This window comes from Virgibacillus flavescens, assembly GCF_050574275.1.
GTDB classification, from domain to species: domain Bacteria; phylum Bacillota; class Bacilli; order Bacillales; family Amphibacillaceae; genus Virgibacillus_F; species Virgibacillus_F flavescens.
In genome coordinates this window covers 1,723,943-1,745,872 of the sequence record NZ_CP192260.1, presented here as the reverse complement: position 1 = coordinate 1,745,872, position 21,930 = coordinate 1,723,943, and the positions used below count along the sequence as shown (strand labels likewise).

Here is a 21,930-nt window from a genome sequence, read left to right as displayed (position 1 = left end):
AAGAAGAAATCATTAAATTAACTTCTTTATCTACAAAAGGTGGCTGAGGATGCAAAATTGGTCCTGAAGACCTGGCGCAGGTTCTGCGTCATTTACCTAAGACAGTTCCCGACCCGAATTTGCTTGTCGGACTGGATACATCGGATGATGCCGGTGTGTATAAAATAAGTGATGATATTGCATTAGTTCAAACGCTTGACTTCTTCACTCCAATTGTTGACGATCCCTATATGTTCGGTCAGATTGGTGCTGCTAATTCTCTGAGCGACGTTTACGCAATGGGTGGAAAGCCGATTACAGCTATGAACATTGTTGGATTTCCAATAAATACATTAGATAAAAGTATACTTGCTGAGATTCTCGCAGGTGCTGCTGATAAAATAGCTGAATCCGGTGCAACGCTGGTCGGTGGTCACTCTATCGATGACGAAGAACCGAAATTCGGTTTATCTGTCACTGGAACGATACATCCTGACCGGATTCGTGCAAATGTTGGCGCACAACCTGGTGATCGACTGATTCTAACCAAACCAATTGGCGTTGGAATTCTAACAACAGCAATTAAGCAGGATTTACTTTCGAAAGATGATTTGGAAAATGTAATGAATGTAATGGCTACATTGAATAAGTATGCAGCCGAATCAATGGAAGATTACACGGTAAATGCCTGTACAGATGTAACCGGATTTGGTTTGCTTGGGCATACCCTTGAAATTGCTGAAGGCAGTAATGTCGGTATCACGATTAACAGTAAAAACGTTCCAGTGCTTTCCGGAACAAAAGAACTTGCTGAAAAGAACGTTATACCAGGTGGAACGAAAAAGAATCATAAATGGCTCGATGGCCGAATTGACTATGATGCAAGCATTAGTGAAATTGATCAGCTTATCTTATGTGATGCTGTTACATCTGGCGGACTGTTGATTTCAGTTCCTGCTGCTGAAGCAGATTCATTACAGCATAAATTAAAAAAGAATAAAGTAGACGCTGCTATTATCGGCGAAGTAACAACTGAGAATTCAGGTCGAATATCAGTTATTTAAGAGGGCTCACCTAGAGCCCTTGTTTTAACTAAAGAGAGTTACTATTGGTAACTTATTTATTCGATTAATAGACAACAGACTACTAAAAAGTTAAAGTCATAGAAGGGATTAAGCCTATTGAAAGTACTTGTTACGGGCGGCGCTGGATTTATTGGAAGACATATAGTAGCTGAATTAACAGCTGAAAATTATGATGTTGCTATCTTAGACTACAATTGCAGTCAATTACATGGGAGTACTTGGGGAAAAGTCAGTTGCCATTCTTTAGACATTACAGAAGAAACGGATGAAATATTCAAGTTAGAAAAACCCGATATAGTTATTCATCTTGCTGCTCAGGTTGATGTAAACAGGTCACTAGACGATCCTAAATCAGACGCAGATACAAATATCTTAGGTACCATTAATATTCTTAACAATTGTAAAAGACATCATGTGAAAAAGATAATATTTGCTTCTTCTGCAGCTGTCTATGGAGAGCCAGTTTATTTGGGGTTAGACGAAGCACATCCATTGGAGCCAGTTTCGTTTTATGGAATATCTAAGCTTTCTGCTGAAAAATACGTTAAATCTTTTTCAGAATTACACAAGATAAACTATACTGTATTAAGGTATTCCAATGTTTATGGTCAAACGTCAAACCTTGAACAAGCGAACGATGTCGTATCCATTTTTTTAAATCGGATGAAGAATAATCAGCCTCCTGTTGTTTACGATGACGGCACCCAAACCAGAGACTATATTTATGTGAAAGATGTTGCAGCAGCTACAGTAGCTGCAATTCATCAAGGAAAGAATAAAATCTTTAACATTAGTACGAATACGTCTACTAGTATAAATGAACTAGTAGCTTTATTAAACTCCCACTTAGGTACGTCCTTAGCACCTGCGTATCAGGATGGAAGAACAGGGGAAATTAAAAACAGCTATCTTGATAACGGACAAGCACTTAAGCAATTGAAATGGAAGGTTACATATCCGCTGGAAGAAGGATTGCGATCCACCTTCTCCCATTTTTAATCAATCAAAAATACAACTATACGAGGTGAGCAATTTGAAAAAATATCTTTATTTACTTATTACAGTAACCATTACACTTTTATTAACTGCTTGTGGTGGTACAAATGAGGAAACAAGCAATGAATCACCATCTGATAAAGAAGAAGCGAAACCATTTACTATAGGCGTAATCCCGGCCCAAACGGAAGGTGCTATTGAGCAGGCAATGAATGAATTACAAACTATTTTAACGGAGAAATTAGACCGGGAAGTCGCTGTTGAAGTTTACCCGGACTATAATGGTGTAGTCGAAGCAATGAATTACGATAAAATTGATATGGCATACTTTGGTCCGCTAACCTATGTCGTAGCACATGAGGAAAGTGGTGCTAAGGCAATCATTACTCAATTAATCGATGGAGAACCTTTTTACCACTCTTATATCATCACTCATAAAGATAATCAATGGGATTCACTTGAAGACCTGCTAGCTAAACCTGAAGAAATTGACTTTGCTTTTGGTGATCCAAGCTCTACTTCAGGATCACTAATTCCAAGTATAGAGCTTGAAGAAAGAGGCGTTTATAAATCAGAAAATGACTATGCGTTTAATTCGGTCAGATTCACAGGTTCGCATGATGCCACAGCGTTAGCTGTACAAAATAAGCAGGTAGACGCAGGTGCAATTGACAGTGCAATATATAACCAGCTAATTGAATCAGGTAAGATAGATAAAGAGCAGCTGAAAGTAATTTGGGAATCAGATAAGTTATTCCAGTATCCGTGGGCAGTTCATAAAGATACGGATAAAAAAACCATTAAAAAGCTGCAGGAAGCATTCCTTTCCATTGAAGATAAAGATATTTTAAATGCATTCGGAGCAACTGGATTTACAAAAGCCAGCAATAAGGATTACGAATTCATCAGAAAAGCTGCAATTAAACAAGGAATCATTGAAGAATAGGGCTGATTTAAGTGTGGTTTAAGCGTCGTAATATAGTAACAGTCATTCTGTTAACACTATTCATTTTTATAAGTATGAGACTTACAGAATTTGATTTATCCAAGTTTAAAGATTTTCGCAATATGATCGATTTCCTATCTCGATGGTTCCCAATGGAGACCTCAAATCTTCCTGATATACTCAAGGATAGTTTACTAACACTTGCAATGGCTTTTTTAGGAAGTTTTATTGGTTTAATCATAGCTATACCTGTCAGTTTTTTAGCGGCCTGGAACACTGCACCTTTTAAATTTCTATACCATCTATCCAGGTTTACTTTAAGCTTTGTCCGGTCTATTCCGGAAATCGTTTTTGGACTAATATTGCTGACAACGCTTGGTCTTGGGCCATTTCCTGCAGTATTAGCAATAATGTTTCACAACATAGGTGTATTAGGAAAGTTAATTGCGGAATTAATAGAAGCGTCAGATTCCGGACCACAAGAGGCTATTCAAGCTGTAGGTGCGAAGAAGTGGTTTGCTAACTTATTTAGTATTCTTCCTCAAATTTGGCCAAATGTATTATCCAGTTATTTCTATCGATTTGAAGTTGCAGTTCGCACCTCCCTTATCCTTGGGTTTATTGGCGGTGGAGGAATTGGGCAACGACTGTTTAACGACTTTAAAACATTCCAATATTCTTCTGTATCTCTGGATGTGCTGATTATTATGGTAATGGTTATAGCTATCGACTTATTTGGCAGCTATGTTCGTAAAAAGGTAATTTAAGGTGGGGTCTCATTTGCTAGAGCTTAAAAATTTGACTGTTCGATATACCGGCAACACAATTGATTCACTATCAGATATTAACTTGTCATTTAATCAAGGCGAATTCGTTTGTATATTAGGTAAAAGTGGTGCTGGAAAATCAACATTAGTGCGATGTATTAATGGACTGCATAAGCCTACTGATGGAGAAATAATATGGGGATCGGTTCGTTTATCCCAAATGAATGAGGAACAATTAAGAAATGTTCGTAAAGAGATGGGGATGATTTTCCAGCATTTTAACTTAGTTCCCAGGCTTTCTGTTTTGCAAAATGTTTTAACTGGAATGTTTGGGTATCGGACTACTTTCAAAAATCTTATTGGATGGTTTAATACTGATGAAATAAATAGAGCCAAGCAAGTAATTGCAGATGTCGGGCTATCAGAGCTAATTGATCGCCGTGTCGAACGATTAAGTGGTGGTCAAAAGCAACGAGTTGGCATTGCTCGCTCCATTTTACAGCAGCCAAAATTAATACTGGGCGATGAACCTGTCTCAAGTCTGGATCCAGGAACTTCTATTCACATCTTTAATTTGCTGACAGAAATGCACAAACGTCATGAATTACTTACAATTATAAATGTACATGATGTCGAACTGGCTAAGCGATACGCGACGCGAATACTGGCACTAAAAGACGGTATAGTTATCTTTGACGGGAAACCTGAATACTTCGATGATCAAGAATATGATAAAACGTATATTTCGCCGGCAAATCCAGCTGAAAAAACATCATAATATGAGGTGATCGTTTTGACAAGAACTCCCTGAGTGGTCGATTGTTCAAGGGTCGTGTACGACTCTTCCAATTCAAGCATCATTACAACATCACATACAAACAGCCAAAAATCTGTTGTTCTAACCTTTGATGATGGCCCTAGCCGATTGCTTCCATCGATATTAGATGTGCTAAAGAAAGAAGAAATTCAGGCTGTATTCTTTTGGCAGTCAAAGCTAATATATCCAGCGAGACCATGGAAAAGGTTACTGGATGAAGGTCACCAGATTGGTACTCATTCTACCAAACATCGGAACCTGGCTGCACTGACGTATGAAAAACAATACCAGGATATTAGAAATAGTATTCGTAAGATTGAAGAAATCACTGGAACTAAATTAGAATATTTCCGGCCACCTTATGGTCAGTACAATAAGGATACAATAAAAGCAGCAGAGGCACTGAACGTAACTCCTGTTCTATGGCGATTAGCTTCGATGGATTGGGAACTGAAAGATGATCCTAATCAAATCGTCACATATGTAACTGATAACCTTGAGGATGGTGCAATCATTCTGCTTCACGAGCTAACACAAACCTTAGAGGTGCTGCCTGCTTTAATACAAGCTATTAGAGACAAAGGGTATGGGTTTAGCAAGCTTAAAATAAAAGGACGAAACGTATAGAAATTTATCTATACGTTTCGTCCTTTTTTATTTAATAGGTAAGAGAGCATAACCAGTAGTGGAAACGATGCGATACACTGTTCTTCTTAACTAGGTGAAAAGTTAACTATAGTACAAATAGGCAGAACTATCATCGCATCATCGAATATACTTCGCTTTCCGCGGGCGAGTGTCGAGTCTCCTCGGACTACGTCCTCCGGGGTCTCGCCGATCTCTTACTTCCCGCAGGAGTCTCCGTATATTCGAAGATGCTAGATTTAGATGAAAAGATACTTTTTTAATATCCACCACTTTTTCCAGATGTCAGTTTTCTAACAGTTGTGGTAAAAGATAGTATCTTTTCCACTGCGTTTACTATGCATTTATTTTTGACATACTGCTATTCCCAAAGGGTAATATGTTTCATCATTGAAATCTGCTGGTTTTATTAATACACCTTTTTGAAAATACATGTTCGCCGTCTGGTAGTCGACAAATAACTCTTTAAATTCATTTCGTGTCAATTGGTGAACATGGAATGGATAGCCGCTAGGTACCGCTCTTCCTTTACCAAAAGGAGTTGACATTATTAAAGTTCCGTTAGGTTTTAATAAACGATAGATGTTCGATAAAAACTGTTTTTCATCAGAAATATGTTCGATCGTTTCAAAACTGATTATCGTATCGAATTGACCGAATCTCTCAGCTAAGTCTGTTGCCGTTACATCTTCCTGCAAGAATGTAGTAAGCGGATGATAGTAGGTGCTGCTGGCATAATCTACAGCTTCAGCACTGTTATCCATTCCAATAATTTCACTTACTGCTTTCTTGCATTTTTTGGCTATTATGTGGCTGCCATATCCAGAACCACTCGCAAAATCGAGTACCCGTCCATTTACAAAATCAGTTGCAAAGTGATATCTGGCTATATGCTCCAGCAACAGTTCATTTGTTATTTTCATTTTTTCGGGAATAACTCTCTCGCCTGTATCCTTTAGCATTTTTGTTCACCGCTTAATTTTTATTTATATTAAAATTATATCATATGCGGAAGTTGGCCAATACTAATTCATATTAGAAAACTTGGCTTATTGCCAAGCCTTAGTTGCACTTATACAGTACGAAAGGATTTATACTATCTTACCTGTTAAAGAGAAAACGCCAATCATCATTGATTGACGTTTTTAGCGTATAATTATAGAACTTATTTCTGTGGCCCTGAAGGCTTTGAAATACTGGAAAGCGCTTCTTCGGCTTCATTACTAAGCTGTGCATCACTAGCCAGATCACCTAAAGCAACCATCCCAACAATTTGTCCATTTTCTACAACTGGCAAACGGCGAATTTGTTGATTTGCCATTAGCTGTGCTGCTTCATGTACATCCATTTCAGGAGTTCCCTGCACAACCTGCTGTGCAGTCATAACTTGTGTTATAGGGGTTTGAGCGGCTTCACCCTGTGCTGTTGTGCGTAACGTAATATCGCGGTCTGTCAAAATTCCCACCAATTGACCATTATTGTTTGTAACTGGAATTGCTCCAATATTATGGTCGCTCATAATTGCAGCGGCTTCCTGCACTGTTTGTGTCTCATTAACTGTATATACGTTTGGTGTCATATAGCTTCTTAATTGTTGTGTCATGACATAACCCTCCTTTTCACCTTATAGGATTTGTTAACAAGACAAATATTATGATTGAGAGATTTTCCCAAATTTCCACTCACTTCATTTAGGCATATGTCCGTTGACTTCATTCCTCAGTTCGTGCTATGTTTTGAATGTATACGCAAAAATTAGAAGACTTGGCTTATCATCAATACTTTATGGTGAGGGTCCTAGTTACATTAATACAGTAAGAAAGGATTTATACTTTTCTTATCTGCCACTAAAGGAGAATTATCCCAATGTAAAAATCCCTAATTCATTAACTAATTAAAAACTATAGAACGGAAGGGATTTTTTTATGAGTATAAAAGACGAAGTGAAAAAGAGAAAAACGTTTGCGATTATTTCGCATCCCGATGCTGGAAAAACAACTTTAACGGAACGATTGCTATTGTTGGGTAACTTAATCCGCTCAGCAGGAACGGTGAAAGGAAAGAAATCCGGTAAATTTGCTACTTCCGATTGGATGGAAATTGAAAAACAGCGTGGTATTTCCGTTACATCAAGTGTTATGAACTTTCCATACGACGGTTTTCAGGTAAATATTCTGGACACACCTGGTCATGAAGACTTCAGTGAGGATACGTACCGCACGTTAACAGCAGTAGACAGTGTAGTTATGATTATAGACGGAACAAAAGGAATCGAAGCTCAAACCATCAAGCTTTTTAAGGTTTGTCGCATGCGCGGAATTCCTATCTTTACGTTTATTAACAAAATGGACCGGGAAGGTCGTGAACCACTCGATCTATTGGAAGAAATCGAACAGGTTCTGGATATTGAAACGTATCCGATGAACTGGCCCGTTGGAATGGGAAAACGATTCCTCGGAATATTTGATCGCCACGAAAAACAATTTGTTCAATATAATGGAAATGAAGAAGAAATATTTATTCCTTATGCTGAATTGAAAAAGCCGGAATATAACGATCTAAGATCACAGGAAGAATATCAAATAGCGGAAGATGAACTTTCGTTACTGGAAGAGGCTGGCGATTCTTTTTCTATCGATACGGTTTTAGCCGGAAAACAGACCCCGGTATTTTTCGGAAGTGCTTTAGCACCATTTGGTCTTCAGACTTTCTTTGATACATTTATTTCGATGGCACCTGCACCAACTCCAAGAAAATCGACTGGTGGAGCCATACAACCGGATAACCCGGATTTTTCGGGATTTGTTTTTAAAATTCAAGCCAATATGAACCCCGCTCATCGTGACAGAGTTGCATTTTTACGGGTATGCTCTGGCAAATTCGAGCGTGGAATGAGTGTGAAACTGGCAAGAAACAATAAGGAAATCAAACTTGCTCAATCCCAGCAATTCGTCGCCTCATCCCGCGATACTGTAGAGGAAGCTTATGCTGGTGACATTATTGGTATATACGATCCAAACGCATATCAGATTGGTGATACCTTAATTGCAGGAAAAGATGACTTCGAATATGAAGAGTTACCGCAGTTTCCACCGGAAATATTTAAAAAAGTAACAGCACAAAACGTGATGAAATCCAAACAATACAGAAAAGGTATCGAGCAGTTAGTACAAGAAGGCGCAATCCAATTGTATTATCGACACCGCACTGAATCATTCATACTAGGCGCAGTTGGTGAACTGCAGTATGAAGTATTCAAATACCGCATGAAGAACGAATACAATGTTGAAGTTCTGTTAGAATCAATAGGCGAAAAAGTTCCACGCTGGTTGAAGGCAGAACAAGTCAAAGAGTCCCTTTTTGATGAACAGAACATCCTGGTTCGAGACCGAGAAGGAAACTATATTGTATTATTCAGAAACGATTTTGCACTTCGCTGGTTTGAAGACAAAAATCCAGATATCGAGCTGATCGATTTGCTGGAAGTAAATAAGTATGATCAAGAGTATTAAAAAGGATACCACAGTTTCGTGTTTTCACGAATCTGTGGTATTTTTATATTAATCATTCAAGGGGGGGAAATCAGATGAAGATGTTGATCTTAGGTGGAACTGAATTTTTAGGCCGTCATATCGCGGCAGAAGCATTAAAGAATGGAATGGAAATTACTTTGTTTAATCGCGGAAAAACCAATCCTGATTTTTTGAAAGATACGGATGGGGTCACGCATATTGCTGGAGATCGCCAAACAGAAGATATCACGTTACTTTCTAGCTTCTGGGATGTCGTTATTGATACATCAGGGAGAGAACCTGAAGATGTAAAGCGCTCGGTTAGTCAATTAAAGCAGAAGTGCAGTAAATATGTTTTCATCTCGAGTATTAGTGCGTATAAAGATTTAAGTAAAGGACCAGTATACGAATCCGACGAACTCCATGACCTGAATCAGGGTGGCTACGCCAGCAATAAAGCTACAGCTGAACAGATTGTAACAAATGAATTTTCCAACAATCTTATTATCCGGCCTGGACTTATTGTCGGTCCAAATGATCCAACTGACCGTTTTACATACTGGCCATGGAGAATGCACCAGGGTGGAGATATTGTTGTGCCGAATATCAGCCAGGAAACCCCTATTCAATTTATTGATGTACGTGACTTAGCGATGTGGGTAGTGAATGCTGTTGAGCAGGATCTAACAGGTATATATAATGCAACCGGACCGAATGAAAGGCTGAGTTATAGAAAGTTTCTAAATAAATGTCACCGTACACTTTCACCTGATAACACGAAACTTCACTGGATAGATGAAGGAGTATTGCTTGAAAATGAAGTTGAGCCTTGGATGGATTTACCATTATGGATTCCAGATAGTTTAAACATGAACGGGATGCTGGAAGTGAACGTAGATAAGGCAGTAAAGGCAGGATTACACTTCCGGCCAATGGATGAAACAATCATGGATACACTTAACTGGTCCCTTGAAGAACATACAGGGAGCTGGTCTGCTGGATTGAATAAAGAGAAAGAGCGTTTGGTTCTAAAGCACGTGACTAAGTAAGTTGTGATTAAGCAGGGCATATCCTGTATTCGGATATGCCCTCTTTTTTAGAATGAAATTTTATAAATCACCTAGATTGTGCAATAGTAGTACATCAAAAAGCCAAGTTGTTTTGTTCCCCAACAACTTGGCTTACCAATTAGAAAATTAAAGTAACGCAACTACATAAAAAAACCACCAACATATGTATTGGTGGAGACGGTGGGAATCGAACCCACGTCCAAGGACATCGCCACTCAGGCTTCTACGCGCATAGTTGGTATATTATATTTCACTGACTTTTTGACCTACCAACAGGCTTCAAAGTAGCTAGTCTGATTAGTTTCAACTACTATCCGCAGACGGTGGATAGCAGTGTAGCCCGCTTCATTTGAGACCCTTCGATCTGCATCACGGGCGAATGCAGGAAGGATCGCTTTAGAACTACTTACGCAGCTGCTAAAGCAGGTTGATTATTTTTGCCAATTATAGGCGTGTAACGTTTTACGAGCCGTAACCTCGACGCGCCACCTGAGCTCAATCTATCCCTGTCGAATCCTAAACGTCCCCATTAAGAGAAACGCTCGGAAGAAAATTGAGCATTATTAAATTGTATGCTTTGTGCAACAACAGTAATTATAGCATAATTACCGACTAATCGCAACCGCTCGCAGTTTTACCTACTCACGATCCTTAATAGCACGATCAATATCACGTTTCATTTGCTTCTGTTTCAGATCTTCTCGTTTGTCATACTTTTTCTTACCTCGACCTACACCAATCAGTACTTTTGCATAACCATTTTTGATATAAATTTTTAACGGTACTAACGCATAACCCTGCTGCTGCGTCACGCCGATTAATTTATCAATTTCTTTTCGATGTAAAAGTAATTTCCTTGTTCTGGTCGGATCATGATTAAACCTATTCCCTTGTTCATACGTAGAGATATGCAGGTTTATTAAAGTTGCTTCCCCATTATTGATACGTGCATGGGAATCTTTAATGTTCACACGGCCGGCACGGATGGATTTTATCTCCGTCCCTTGTAGAACAATACCTGCTTCATACGTTTCTTCAATAAAATAATCATGTGATGCTTTTTTATTTTGTGCTAGTGTTTTTCCAAATCCTTTTGGCATAGTGCTTCCTCCTACTACTGTCCGTGCCATATATTTTATCAAAGATTCCGTATTATTCCAATCAAAACAGGCGTGAACCTGCTTTTAGAAAACTTGGCTTATCGCCAAGCCTTAATGGCGAAAGCCTTAGTTGCACTTATGCAGTAAGAAAGGATTTATACTTTCTTATCAGCCTAGATGAATAGAAGCAAGCTGATCGCCATTAATGCCATACCACCGACAAGGCCATAAATGGATGTATGTGCCTCATCATATTTTTTAGCAGCAGGGAGAAGTTCGTCAAGTGAAATAAATACCATAATACCTGCTACCGAAGCAAATATAATACCAAACAATACGTCCGTTAAAAATGGCATAAGAATTAAAAAGGCAAGTATCGCTCCTACTGGCTCAGAAAGTCCCGACAAAAACGATAGTTTGAATGCTTTTTTCTTATCATTTGTTGCATAGTAAATTGGTACGGACACGGCAATTCCTTCTGGTATATTGTGAATCGCGATCGCTACAGCTATTGCAAATCCGATTTCCGGATTTTGCAGCGTTGCAGTGAATGTTGCGATTCCTTCCGGGAAATTGTGTATACCAATCGCCAGTGCTGTGAACGTTCCCATTTTCAATAATTCATCACTCTGAATCTTACTGCCATTTGCTCTCATTTCTTCTACTTTTTTCAGTTCATGTGGGTTTGATTGTTTTGGCACGAATCGATCAATTAGTGCTATTAGAAAGATTCCACCAAAAAATGACCCTACCGTTACCCAGCTTCCTTCAACTTTTCCTAGATCGCCTACTAAGGCGGTTTGTGCTTTTACGAAAATTTCAATCATGGATACATATATCATCACACCTGCCGAAAACCCTAATGAAAATGATAAAAATTTTGTATTTGTTGTTTTTGTAAAAAATGCTAATATACTTCCAATCCCCGTTGCTAATCCCGCAAATAGCGTGAAAAGAAAGGCAAGAATAACTTCTTCTGACATAGTTCATTCTCCTTTGTTGTACATGCTTATTATTGTTTCCCTAAGGAAACATTTTTATATGTAGTTATACATTATGCTATATACAAACAAATTGCAATCTTTTTACGAATTTTTTTTCGAGTTATTCAAACATTGCTCTTCCTAAACAAGCACAATCGTTTTCCACACCTATACTCTATGCAAAAAAGACTAATTCGAAACTCAGTGCTACTGAGCCGAATTAGTCTTATCCCATAGTTAGGAACAAATTTATCTGGATCTGTTTTTTTTCTTTTTCTTGTTTTTGTTTTTATTCGCATTATTTACTCCGCCATTGCCATTGTTACTAGCCTTATTAGGAGTCTTGCGTTTTTTAGTCGAACCGCTTACCATTTCAAAATCAACTACACGCTCATCGGTATTCACTGCAATAACTCGAACCTCTACAGCGTCACCAATACGATATACATTACCAGTTCGTTCTCCAATCATTGCATAGTTGCGTTGGTCGTAATGGTAATAGTCATCTGTAAGCTGACTAACGTGGACAAGTCCTTCTACTGTATTTTCCAGTTCCACAAATAGCCCGAAGTTTGTAACAGAGCTAATAACTCCAGAGAAGACTTCACCTACTTTATCAACCATGTACTCCGCTTTCTTTAGATCATCTGTTTCCCGTTCTGCGTCAACAGCAGTACGTTCTTTTCCAGATGTATGCCGTGCAATTTCCGGCATTCTTTCTTTCCACTTTTGAATCGTTTTCTGATCCATTTTCTTGTCAATTAAATAGGTACGAATTAATCGATGTACGATTAAATCAGGATACCTTCTAATTGGTGAAGTGAAGTGGGTATAAAACTCAGTTGCTAAGCCAAAATGTCCAACACTGTTAGGATCATATTTCGCCTGTTGCATAGAACGAAGCATTAATTTCGAAATGATCATTTCTTCTGGTGTTCCTTTTACCTCATCAACTATCTTTTGCAGTGCCTGCGGGTGAATTTCATTAGCGGTGCCTTTTACTTTATATCCAAGTCCACCAATGAATTCAAAGAAATGCTGCAGCTTTGATTCGTTTGGATCTTCATGAATTCTATGAATAAAAGGTACGTCCATCCAATGGAAATGTTCAGCAACTGTTTCGTTTGCTGCAAGCATAAACTCTTCAATTAGTCGCTCAGCAACTCCGCGTTCACGAATGACAACATCCGTCGCTTTACCAGCATCATCCACTAAGACCTTTGCTTCTTTAAAATCAAAGTCAATAGCACCACGTTTCGCCCGTTTATGGCGAAGAATCGATGCTAATTTTTCCATTGATTCAAACATTGGAACAAGCGGTTCATACCTGCTTCGAACATCTTCATCTTTATCGACTAGAATTTTATTTACATCATCATAAGTCATACGTTCATTTGTTTTAATCACACTTTGAAAAATCGAATGATTTACAACTTCACCATGTTTGTTTATTTCCATCTGACAACCAAGTGTCAGTCTGTCGACCTGTGGATTTAATGAACAAATACCATTAGACAGACGATGCGGTATCATCGGAATAACTCGGTCAACTAAGTAAACGCTTGTCCCACGGTCAAAAGCTTCTTTGTCCATTGGTGAATCTTCGTCCATGTAATAACTGACGTCGGCAATATATACACCAAGCTGGTAATTACCGTTATCAAGTGTCTTTACGGAAACAGCGTCGTCAAGATCCTTTGCATCTGCGCCATCGATCGTTACCATTACTTCATCACGCAGGTCTTTACGGTTTTTAATTTCATTTTCATTAATTGTTTCAGGCGTGTTCTCTGCCTGCTTCAGTACTTCCTCAGGAAAATCAATCGTTATTCCGTGCTTATATATGATTGAAATAATATCAATTCCAGGGTCATTTTTATGACCGAGAATTTCTGTTATTTCTCCTTCAGCACTTTTTCTGCCTTCTGGGTATTTGGTTATCGTAGCGATAACTTTATGACCGCTGACAGCACCCTTTGTAGCACTTTTAGGTACAAATATATCATTTGGAATTCGTTTATCATCTGCAATAACAAATCCGAATGACCGGTTGTCCTCATACGTGCCAACAACTTGATGTACTGCGCGCTCTATAATGCGAATCACTGTACCTTCTGGACGATTATCCGCGTCGTCCTTCTTTTCCAAACGAACTAATACGGTATCATTATTCATTGCTGAAGCAAGATCTGAGTGATGAATGTAAACATCCGTTTGTTCTTCGCTTTCAGGAATTAAAAAGGCAAATCCTTTCGCATGCATTTGAATCCTGCCTTTTACTAAATTCATCTTTTCCGGTAAGCCGAACCTATCTTTTCTTGTGCGAACCAATTCGCCCATTTCTTCCAGCTCATTCAATGATTTAACCAGAACTTTAAACTCTTCTGAATCCTGAATATCCAACGCTTCTTTTAATTCATCTACGGCCAATGGCTTTTCATTATTTTCTTTAAAATAATTTTGTAATGTTTCTATCATATTATCTGCCATACGTTCACCTTCCTTCTCTTGTATTGTTACCCTAATTTACCAATTTATAATATTAATCTTCCCAGTCCAGTTTTTCCAGAAAGTTAAAAATATCTTCATGCAGTTTATCTTTTTCCTTATCCAGGGTTATTACGTGGCCAGATTCTTCATACCATTTGATGTCTTTCATGTCTGCCTCAATATTTTCGTAAATATATGTGGCACTCTTGGTATTAATCATCTCATCCTTTTCTGCCTGAACAACAAATGCAGGTGCATAAATTGTATCGACCTCAGCTTTTACCTCTTTTATCAGTTCGCCTAATTGTTCGAACATGGATGAGGAATTTTCCATTAAGCTGTTAATTTCTTCTTCTATTGTATCACTGTTCTTTCCTTCCAGCTGCTTATATTCTTTTGAGAAAGATTCAAAGCCTTTTGTTAACTGCTTTTCATTATCGAAGAACATGGGAGCACACATTGGTATGACACCTTTTATTTTCTCAGAATATGCTAATTTTAAACCAAGAACTCCACCAAGCGATAACCCGACTACAGCAATTTCTTTATATCCTAACTCACTCAAATGGTTATAGGCATCATTCACGTCTGCCCACCACTGTTCAGGTGTTGCTTCGATCAGTTCCTCCGGTGGCTTGCCGTGACCTCTATAAATTGGAGCATGACAGGTGTACCCCTGTTTTTCCAGGTATCTGCCAAGCATACGAACATCTGCAGTATGACCTGTAAAACCATGCAGCAGTAATACTGCTCGTTTACCTGATTCAAACGTAAATTCTTTCGGTTCTTTTATTTTCATTTTCATTATTCTCCTTTAATGCTTGTTTCTAGACTTTTACCCTTCCAAAATAAATATACCCTTATCACATAGCAGCGATAAGGGTTTAAGAGTCTATTGTAAAATATATGCACTTATAAAAGCCAATACCATAAACAGCGTTCCAGTTATCACTGTGCCACGGTGTAAAATTAAATCAACACCACGAGCCTTTTGTTTACCAAATAACTGTTCAGCACCACCGGAAATCGCTCCAGATAGCCCTTCGCTTTTACCTGATTGAAGAACAACTAATACAATCATAATAACTGCATCTATTACTAATATAACGTTTACCAAATCCATCATGCTACAAAGACACCCCTTTATTAGAAAACGTACGAATACCTATCTGTACTTTAGCATAATTTTTGTCATTTTAGCAAGTTTATTTTGAAATTATCACTATATTTTGGACGAAACACTTTTTTCATTCTATCATATAGGGAATAGAAGTTTTAGAAAGGGTTGGATATATAATGGAAAAAGAATTTTGGTTAACCATGTATGACGATGTCGAAGTTAACGTGAAAAAGTGGTATAAGCCAGATCAGAAGCCTAAAGCTATCATCCAATTAGCCCACGGAATGGCAGAACATATTAATCGTTATAATGACTTTGGAAATTTTTTGCTTGAAAATAATATTTTCTTATATGGTAATGACCACCGCGGACATGGCAAGACAGGAGATAAACAAGGTATCTATGGATACTTTTCAGAAGATAAAGGTTTTGAAAAGGTAACGAATGATTTATATGAAGTAACGATGGAAATTAAAAATGACTATCCTGATGTCCCTTTATTCATTCTCGGACATAGTATGGGATCATTCTTAGTTCGAGCATATATTCAGCGCTACAGTCAGTACGTTGACGGTGTAATCCTGTCTGGTACTGGTTACGTACCTAAATTAAAGACTGGCCCAGGAAAACAACTGGCGTCTAAGCTGCCTCCAACAGAAGAAACGCAGCTCTTGAACATCCTTACATTCGGAACCTATAACAGACGAGTTGAAAATGAGGAAACATCCTACGATTGGCTGACTCGTGATAAAGAAATGGTTCAATCCTTTATTGATGACCCTCAATGTGGATTTGTTCCGAAAGCAAGATTCTTTTATGATCTGTTGGTTGGAGTTGACACGATCCAAGATGGCAGACGGAACGAAGCTATTCGCAAAGATTTGCCAATGCTTTTATTCAGTGGGGAAGCAGATCCGGTTGGTGACTATGAAAAAGGGATTTGGAAAACCGCGAAGTTATATGAAAAAGCTGGACTTGAAAACATTGCAACAATGCTGTTCCCAAATGGCCGTCACGAAATGCTTAATGAAACAAATAAATCGGAAGTTTTCACCCTTGTTTCTCACTGGCTGAAGGAACAAATGCACGAAGCATAAATCTGCTGAATACTCCCTTGAAGCGGTAAGCGTTTACAATTATTTATCGCTTCGAGCAGGCTTGATTCCTTGAAATGACACTTTTTTTGTGGGTAAAATGTAAGTAGATTAATAGAATTTTTCATTGAAGGGTTGGACAATATATTATGACTAAAATACAAGGTATTGCTGCTTCTAGTGGAATAGCAATCGCAAAGGCTTACCAGCTGGTAACACCAGATTTAACCTTTGAAAATAAAAAAATAGATAATCCGAATGAAGAAGTTGCCCGATTAGATCGAGCGTTAGATATATCGAAGAATGAGCTAGAAAAAATCAAAGAACATGCGAAACGCGAAATTGGAGACGAGCATGCAGAAATTTTCTCGGCACATTTGCTGGTTTTAAGTGACCCTGAACTAATCAAACCGATTAAAGAAAAAATTAACACAGAAAATGAAATGGCCGAATCCGCGCTAAAAGAGACCGCAGACATGTTTATCGATATGTTTAAAAACATGGACAATGAATACATGCGTGAGCGTGCTGCTGACATCCAGGACGTGACAAAGCGCGTTATGGCACATTTACTGGAAGTCACATTCCCTGATCCAGCTTTAATCGATGAGGAAGTTATCGTGATTGCGCATGATCTGACTCCGTCTGACACTGCACAGCTGAATCGCGAGTTTGTTAAAGGATTCGCTACTGACATTGGTGGACGAACTTCTCACTCAGCTATTATGGCAAGATCGCTTGAGATTCCTGCGGTCGTGGGCACGAAGAATAGTACTTCCGAAATTAAACAAGGTGACATCGTTATTGTGGACGGAATGACTGGTGATGTACTCATTAATCCAAGTGACGATGAACTTGCCACCTATAAAGAGAAACAAGCAGAACACGAAGCTCAGAAAGATGAATGGGCCAAACTTAAAGATGAAACAACTGTTACCTCTGACGGTCAGCATGTCGAACTGGCAGCTAATATTGGAACGCCAGAAGATGTGGAAAGCGTATTAAATAACGGCGGCGAAGGAATAGGACTTTACCGGACAGAATTTTTATACATGGGTAAGAATCAACTCCCAACTGAAGAAGAACAGTACGATGCTTATAAATCCGTTTTAGAAAAAATGGGCAACAAGCCAGTTGTGGTTCGTACATTGGATATTGGTGGAGATAAGGAGCTCAGCTACCTTGATTTGCCGAAAGAAATGAATCCGTTCTTAGGATTCCGTGCGATCCGCTTCTGTCTGGAAAACGAATCGATTTTCCGCACACAGCTGCGCGCATTACTTCGTGCAAGTGTACATGGTAATTTAAAAATCATGTTCCCAATGATTGCAACACTTGAAGAGTTTCGTCAGGCTAAAGAAATCTTAATGGATGAGAAAAATAACTTATCCAACGAAGGCACGGAAGTTTCAGATGAAATCGAAGTAGGAATCATGGTGGAAATACCATCAACTGCCGTAACAGCACGTCAGTTTGCTAAAGAAGTGGACTTTTTCAGCGTTGGTACCAACGACCTGATTCAATATACAATGGCTGCAGACAGGATGAATGAACAGGTCGCATATCTTTATCAGCCATATCATCCAGCAATCCTAAACTTAGTCAATACTGTTATTGAAGCCGCACATAGTGAAGGGAAATGGGTTGGCATGTGCGGAGAAATGGCCGGAGATTCCATTGCCATTCCAATATTACTTGGACTTGGACTGGACGAGTTCAGCATGAGCGCAACATCTATCTTACCAGCCAGAACACAGCTGCGTGCGCTGTCGAAAAAAGACATGAATTCTCACAAAGATGCACTGCTCTCTATGGGAACCTCCGATGAAGTGGTTGCTTTTGTGAAAGAAAAAACAGAATAATTTAGTTGGACGCATGAAGCTGTTATTGGGCTTCATGCGTTTTTTAATATTGTTCACTCTCCTTAATTGCGATTGGCTGATAAACTACTTGAAAATGTTGCTTACTTATCCATTTCTATTCCATCCTCACTAATATTTAAATTCCCCGTTATATCAACTATGATTGGATGAGGAAAAATGTCTATCCAACTTTGGTCATCTACTAGAATCAATTTTTTTACATCCTTTGGAACTTCGTAGGTCAATAATGATTTAAGCTTGCCGGGTACTTCTAAATATATTTTGTTCCAGTTTTTTGCTTCTACCGTTTGATAATCAATTCGTTCGTATCTATTCCCGTTTTCGTCAAGCAAGTGTAATCCGCCTACATGCGGTTGATATTCCGCAAGCGCCCCTTCATCATTACCTTTTCCAACATATAAAATAACTTCGGCAGAAATCGTTATCAATTTGGTATTCTTTTTCTTTGTTTTAATGCCTTCTGGTACTGCTACTTTTTCATAGGTAAACTTACTCTCAAAACCACGATCCCATGTCTCACCTAAATCTATAATAGCTTCGTTATAACCATCTTCAATATTCTTTTGAATAACAGAATAGTATTCGTTCCCTTCCATTTTATCCGCTGCTCCAGTGTTATCGTCATCTGATTTGCCTTGAGTTGTAGATATTGTTTCCTGCACATCTCCTTTTGTATTTTCTATATTAGTAGAGACACTTTTATCTTTTACACTTGTCTCTTGAACATGTGGCATTGCTTGTGTTAAAAGAACAATTATACCAATAAACAAACAGATCCCAGCAGCACTAATTACATATCGAAAACTTTTTTCCGTCTTTTTTGAATTGACATACCCACCAGCCAACCCTTGATATGGTTGCACTCGACCAGCTTTTCTGGCAGGTAATACTGCTCCGATAATTCCTGTAACGATAGGAATTAAAATGGTTAGAACGAAAAATGGTAATTGCTCTAGCGGGAACTGTTGGAACATACCCCAAACCATCCCAATAGCAAGTATTAATCCAAGTATTCCTGCAATTAATCCACTTAATCCACCTTCAAGCAATACTAACATTCGTATGGTACGATTGTGCCACCCAAAAGCTTTTAGGACTGCAATTTCGGGTTGCCTTTCCGAGACGTTCTGCCAGATTACCTCAGCTGTTGTAAGGATCGCAATTGCTGTAGCGATTCCCATTGCAATATAATGCATGGAACCAACTTCTAATGCTACATATCCACCTAGTAAGGTTGTATACATCGTTCCACGTAATTGGAACGTCACAAACAAAAAGAAAATAAGGAGGCTTGTTGGTAAAGCAATCGCAATGACAGAGAGCACACTTCGCTTCCATTTTACCAATAAATTCTTTAGACTCATGCTGATAATGGAACTAGTTTTAAATAGACGTTTTTTATAAGTTGATACCTCTCCCGTTTTCATTGTTTCATAGGGTGATATTTTTCTTACAAGTATTCCAGGAATAAACGCACCGAGAACATAAATTGCCATCCCTATTACTCCGATTATAAATAGACGTAATCCAGTAGTTTCTACATCATGGATAACGTATATAAATCCGATTATTAACCAACTGATAATCGTGACAAAAAGACCGATAGCCGCCGCTTCAATAAAGAGCAATCTGGATAATTGGTTTGGGCGCCATCCAACTGAAAGTAATAACGCAAATTCTTTCTTTCGGGCATACATCATAATAATATTTGATGCAAACACGTATACAACGGCGACCGCTACAACACTTGCGATTACACCTGACATCCCTACCTTAGATTGCTGAAAGATTGTCACAGATGATCCCAATTTGATCCAAGGTTGTTCAATCCAACCAATACTCTTTTTTCCATCAACTCCAGGAATATGAGTAAGAGCTGGTTGTGGCGAAGATCCTAATGTAATATCTGTAATCAATCCGGTCTCCGCTTCTATTTTTGTGGCGACAGCTTGTAGCGTTTTTTTACTTGTCTCATTTAATTCATCTACTCCAGCAACCTTAATGCGAATTGCTGAAATAGGCTTCTCACCTATTACTTTTGCAGCTGCATCAAGTGTTGTCAGCATTAGTGGAGGCTTTGTTAAAAATCCATATGGGTTGTTCGTCGGTTTCATTTTCTTTGGTGGGTTTATTGGATTTTCATTTTTATCTAATACCCATTCTGCCTTTGAGGGAAAGTAGGTTTCCATTGGAAGTTCAGTTAATGGATCCTTCGATACTTCCAATTTACCTGGGTCGAATATCCCTTTGAAATTCAATTCCAATCGGGGCCAGTTTGAACTCTCTTCACTGAACATAGTAATTGGCCGATACGCATGATCCACCGCAAGTAAAGAATCGGTTGGTACAATATACGGTTCGACCTCATAGGTGAATGGCCAACGATCAGCGAAAGGACTTGTAACTTCCCTATAATTAACCGAGGAGGGTTTAAACGGCATCCAGTTGAAGTCTTCGGAAGATTTACTACCTTCCCTTATTTGATTCACAATCTTTTTATGAGCTTCCTCTGTAGTGAATGAAAATTGATCAATCTCAGTACCTTTTTCCTTATTTAAATAAGTTTTTCCTCCATTTTCTTTTACTGTCTTCATTGCTTTAATAGGATCTTTGAACGATACATCTAGCCTTTCAAACGTATAGGCCATCTTACCATCTATAAACGTTTGATTACTTAAAAATGACTGGAACTTTAGTATTTAAAGAATCGTTCTTATTACGATTACTGGATTCTTGTTCTTCTGATAAATAGCTGATATTTTCGCCTTCTACCATTGCCTTATCAAGTCCTACAAGAGCCGCCTCAGCTTCTGGATCCACACCAGCAATTAGAACCTCTGTACCATATTTAAGTACTCCATCAAAACGAGTAACTCCGTATTCTTGTGCGTTAGCTGGAGATTTCCAACCCACCGTAAAATAGATGTTATCTTCTGTTACAGCATCTTCCGCGCCGGTATTTGTGATTTCTTTTATGTTCATTCTATAGATTCCAGGTTTAGAGTAATTCACTTTACCTAATTGAATAGAATTATTCATGTAACCAATCATCGCAATTGGAGCAGCAATGTCAATATCTGTCATCGTTTTAATTTGTTCATATTGTTTAATTGTTATTCCGCCAGCAATACCACTCAAGAAATTCGGTTCCAATAAATTCTTATCTTCCGTAACACTCCTCGAGTCAGGTGGCCGAACTACTATATGGTAGGATGATTTCCAACGTTTTTGGAGTTCATCTACAATGGTCGCGTTTGACGCCTGTGTAATCCCTACCAAATAACTGAGTCCTATGCTTACAATTAATGCACCTATAATAAGTAATATAAATCGTTCCTTATTGCGCCACCATGAATTCCAAATAAATTTAAGCATATTGTTCAATTACCTCCACCCCCTTACTTTTCCATCTGTACATGTTTCTCTCTTAGCATCTGTGATAC

19 protein-coding genes and 1 other RNA gene are annotated in these 21,930 nt (G+C 38.5%); 10 read left to right on the top strand and 10 right to left on the bottom strand.

Annotated features, from left to right (window positions below; translation table 11 throughout):
* Positions 1 to 8 precede the first annotated feature (8 nt).
* From selD to VBD025_RS08210, 6 genes are all read left to right on the top strand, one after another.
* Complete coding sequence (gene selD / locus VBD025_RS08235) at positions 9 to 1,043, top strand: selenide, water dikinase SelD (RefSeq protein WP_430791324.1); 1,035 nt, start codon at positions 9 to 11, stop codon at positions 1,041 to 1,043.
* A 117-nt stretch (positions 1,044 to 1,160) separates the two neighbouring features.
* Positions 1,161 to 2,063, top strand: coding sequence for an NAD-dependent epimerase/dehydratase family protein (locus tag VBD025_RS08230; protein WP_430791104.1), 903 nt, complete (start codon positions 1,161 to 1,163; stop codon positions 2,061 to 2,063).
* Between the two features lie 34 nt (positions 2,064 to 2,097).
* A complete protein-coding gene (gene phnD, locus VBD025_RS08225; RefSeq protein ID WP_430791102.1) occupies positions 2,098 to 3,006 on the top strand; it encodes a phosphate/phosphite/phosphonate ABC transporter substrate-binding protein in 909 nt (302 codons plus the stop codon).
* An 11-nt stretch (positions 3,007 to 3,017) separates the two neighbouring features.
* The gene (gene phnE, locus VBD025_RS08220; protein ID WP_430791100.1) at positions 3,018 to 3,773 is read left to right on the top strand and encodes a phosphonate ABC transporter, permease protein PhnE; all 756 of its coding nucleotides are present in this window, start codon (positions 3,018 to 3,020) and stop codon (positions 3,771 to 3,773) included.
* 13 nt (positions 3,774 to 3,786) lie between these two features.
* A complete protein-coding gene (gene phnC, locus VBD025_RS08215) occupies positions 3,787 to 4,551 on the top strand; it encodes a phosphonate ABC transporter ATP-binding protein (RefSeq protein WP_430791098.1) in 765 nt (254 codons plus the stop codon).
* A 33-nt stretch (positions 4,552 to 4,584) separates the two neighbouring features.
* Positions 4,585 to 5,217: a polysaccharide deacetylase family protein gene (locus VBD025_RS08210; RefSeq protein ID WP_430791096.1), complete on the top strand. Its 633-nt coding sequence runs from the start codon at positions 4,585 to 4,587 to the stop codon at positions 5,215 to 5,217.
* A gap of 362 nt (positions 5,218 to 5,579) precedes the next feature.
* Here the strand turns inward: VBD025_RS08210 and VBD025_RS08205 are convergent, their stop codons facing one another.
* Together VBD025_RS08205 and VBD025_RS08200 are read right to left on the bottom strand one after the other, a co-directional pair.
* Positions 5,580 to 6,158: a class I SAM-dependent methyltransferase gene (locus VBD025_RS08205; protein WP_430791094.1), complete on the bottom strand. Its 579-nt coding sequence runs from the start codon at positions 6,156 to 6,158 to the stop codon at positions 5,580 to 5,582.
* 242 nt (positions 6,159 to 6,400) lie between these two features.
* On the bottom strand, positions 6,401 to 6,838 hold the full coding sequence (locus VBD025_RS08200; RefSeq protein ID WP_430791092.1) for a CBS domain-containing protein: 438 nt from the start codon (positions 6,836 to 6,838) through the stop codon (positions 6,401 to 6,403).
* A gap of 322 nt (positions 6,839 to 7,160) precedes the next feature.
* On the opposite strand from VBD025_RS08200, the gene VBD025_RS08195 reads away from it, so the two are divergent.
* Positions 7,161 to 8,747 carry a peptide chain release factor 3 gene (locus tag VBD025_RS08195; protein WP_430791090.1) on the top strand — a complete coding sequence of 529 codons (1,587 nt, stop codon included), beginning with the start codon at positions 7,161 to 7,163 and terminating at the stop codon, positions 8,745 to 8,747.
* Between the two features lie 74 nt (positions 8,748 to 8,821).
* Positions 8,822 to 9,796, top strand: a complete 975-nt coding sequence (locus tag VBD025_RS08190; RefSeq protein ID WP_430791088.1) for an NAD-dependent epimerase/dehydratase family protein — start codon at positions 8,822 to 8,824, stop codon at positions 9,794 to 9,796.
* 190 nt (positions 9,797 to 9,986) lie between these two features.
* Here VBD025_RS08190 and ssrA read toward each other — a convergent pair.
* The 6 genes from ssrA to secG all read right to left on the bottom strand — a co-directional run bounded on the left by ssrA (position 9,987) and on the right by secG (position 15,516).
* Positions 9,987 to 10,345: a transfer-messenger RNA gene (gene ssrA / locus VBD025_RS08185) on the bottom strand.
* A gap of 110 nt (positions 10,346 to 10,455) precedes the next feature.
* Positions 10,456 to 10,917, bottom strand: a complete 462-nt coding sequence (gene smpB, locus VBD025_RS08180) for an SsrA-binding protein SmpB (protein WP_430791086.1) — start codon at positions 10,915 to 10,917, stop codon at positions 10,456 to 10,458.
* Positions 10,918 to 11,090: 173 nt separating this feature from the next.
* Positions 11,091 to 11,900, bottom strand: a complete 810-nt coding sequence (gene zupT, locus VBD025_RS08175; protein WP_430791084.1) for a zinc transporter ZupT — start codon at positions 11,898 to 11,900, stop codon at positions 11,091 to 11,093.
* Between the two features lie 249 nt (positions 11,901 to 12,149).
* A complete protein-coding gene (gene rnr / locus VBD025_RS08170; protein WP_430791082.1) occupies positions 12,150 to 14,390 on the bottom strand; it encodes a ribonuclease R in 2,241 nt (746 codons plus the stop codon).
* A gap of 52 nt (positions 14,391 to 14,442) precedes the next feature.
* Positions 14,443 to 15,189 carry an alpha/beta hydrolase gene (locus VBD025_RS08165; protein ID WP_430791080.1) on the bottom strand — a complete coding sequence of 249 codons (747 nt, stop codon included), beginning with the start codon at positions 15,187 to 15,189 and terminating at the stop codon, positions 14,443 to 14,445.
* A gap of 93 nt (positions 15,190 to 15,282) precedes the next feature.
* On the bottom strand, positions 15,283 to 15,516 hold the full coding sequence (secG, locus tag VBD025_RS08160) for a preprotein translocase subunit SecG (protein ID WP_430791078.1): 234 nt from the start codon (positions 15,514 to 15,516) through the stop codon (positions 15,283 to 15,285).
* A gap of 170 nt (positions 15,517 to 15,686) precedes the next feature.
* Between secG and VBD025_RS08155 the strand changes: the two genes are divergently transcribed.
* Both VBD025_RS08155 and ptsP read left to right on the top strand, forming a co-directional pair.
* The gene (locus VBD025_RS08155; RefSeq protein WP_430791076.1) at positions 15,687 to 16,607 is read left to right on the top strand and encodes a lysophospholipase; all 921 of its coding nucleotides are present in this window, start codon (positions 15,687 to 15,689) and stop codon (positions 16,605 to 16,607) included.
* Positions 16,608 to 16,753: 146 nt separating this feature from the next.
* On the top strand, positions 16,754 to 18,466 hold the full coding sequence (gene ptsP / locus VBD025_RS08150) for a phosphoenolpyruvate--protein phosphotransferase (protein ID WP_430791074.1): 1,713 nt from the start codon (positions 16,754 to 16,756) through the stop codon (positions 18,464 to 18,466).
* A 101-nt stretch (positions 18,467 to 18,567) separates the two neighbouring features.
* On the opposite strand, the gene VBD025_RS08145 is transcribed toward ptsP, so the two are convergent.
* Both VBD025_RS08145 and VBD025_RS08140 read right to left on the bottom strand, forming a co-directional pair.
* Entirely contained in the window at positions 18,568 to 21,135 is a 2,568-nt protein-coding gene (locus VBD025_RS08145; RefSeq protein WP_430791072.1) for an FtsX-like permease family protein, read from the bottom strand.
* Between the two features lie 22 nt (positions 21,136 to 21,157).
* On the bottom strand, positions 21,158 to 21,871 hold the full coding sequence (locus VBD025_RS08140; RefSeq protein ID WP_430791070.1) for a hypothetical protein: 714 nt from the start codon (positions 21,869 to 21,871) through the stop codon (positions 21,158 to 21,160).
* Between the last annotated feature and the right edge of the window lie 59 nt (positions 21,872 to 21,930).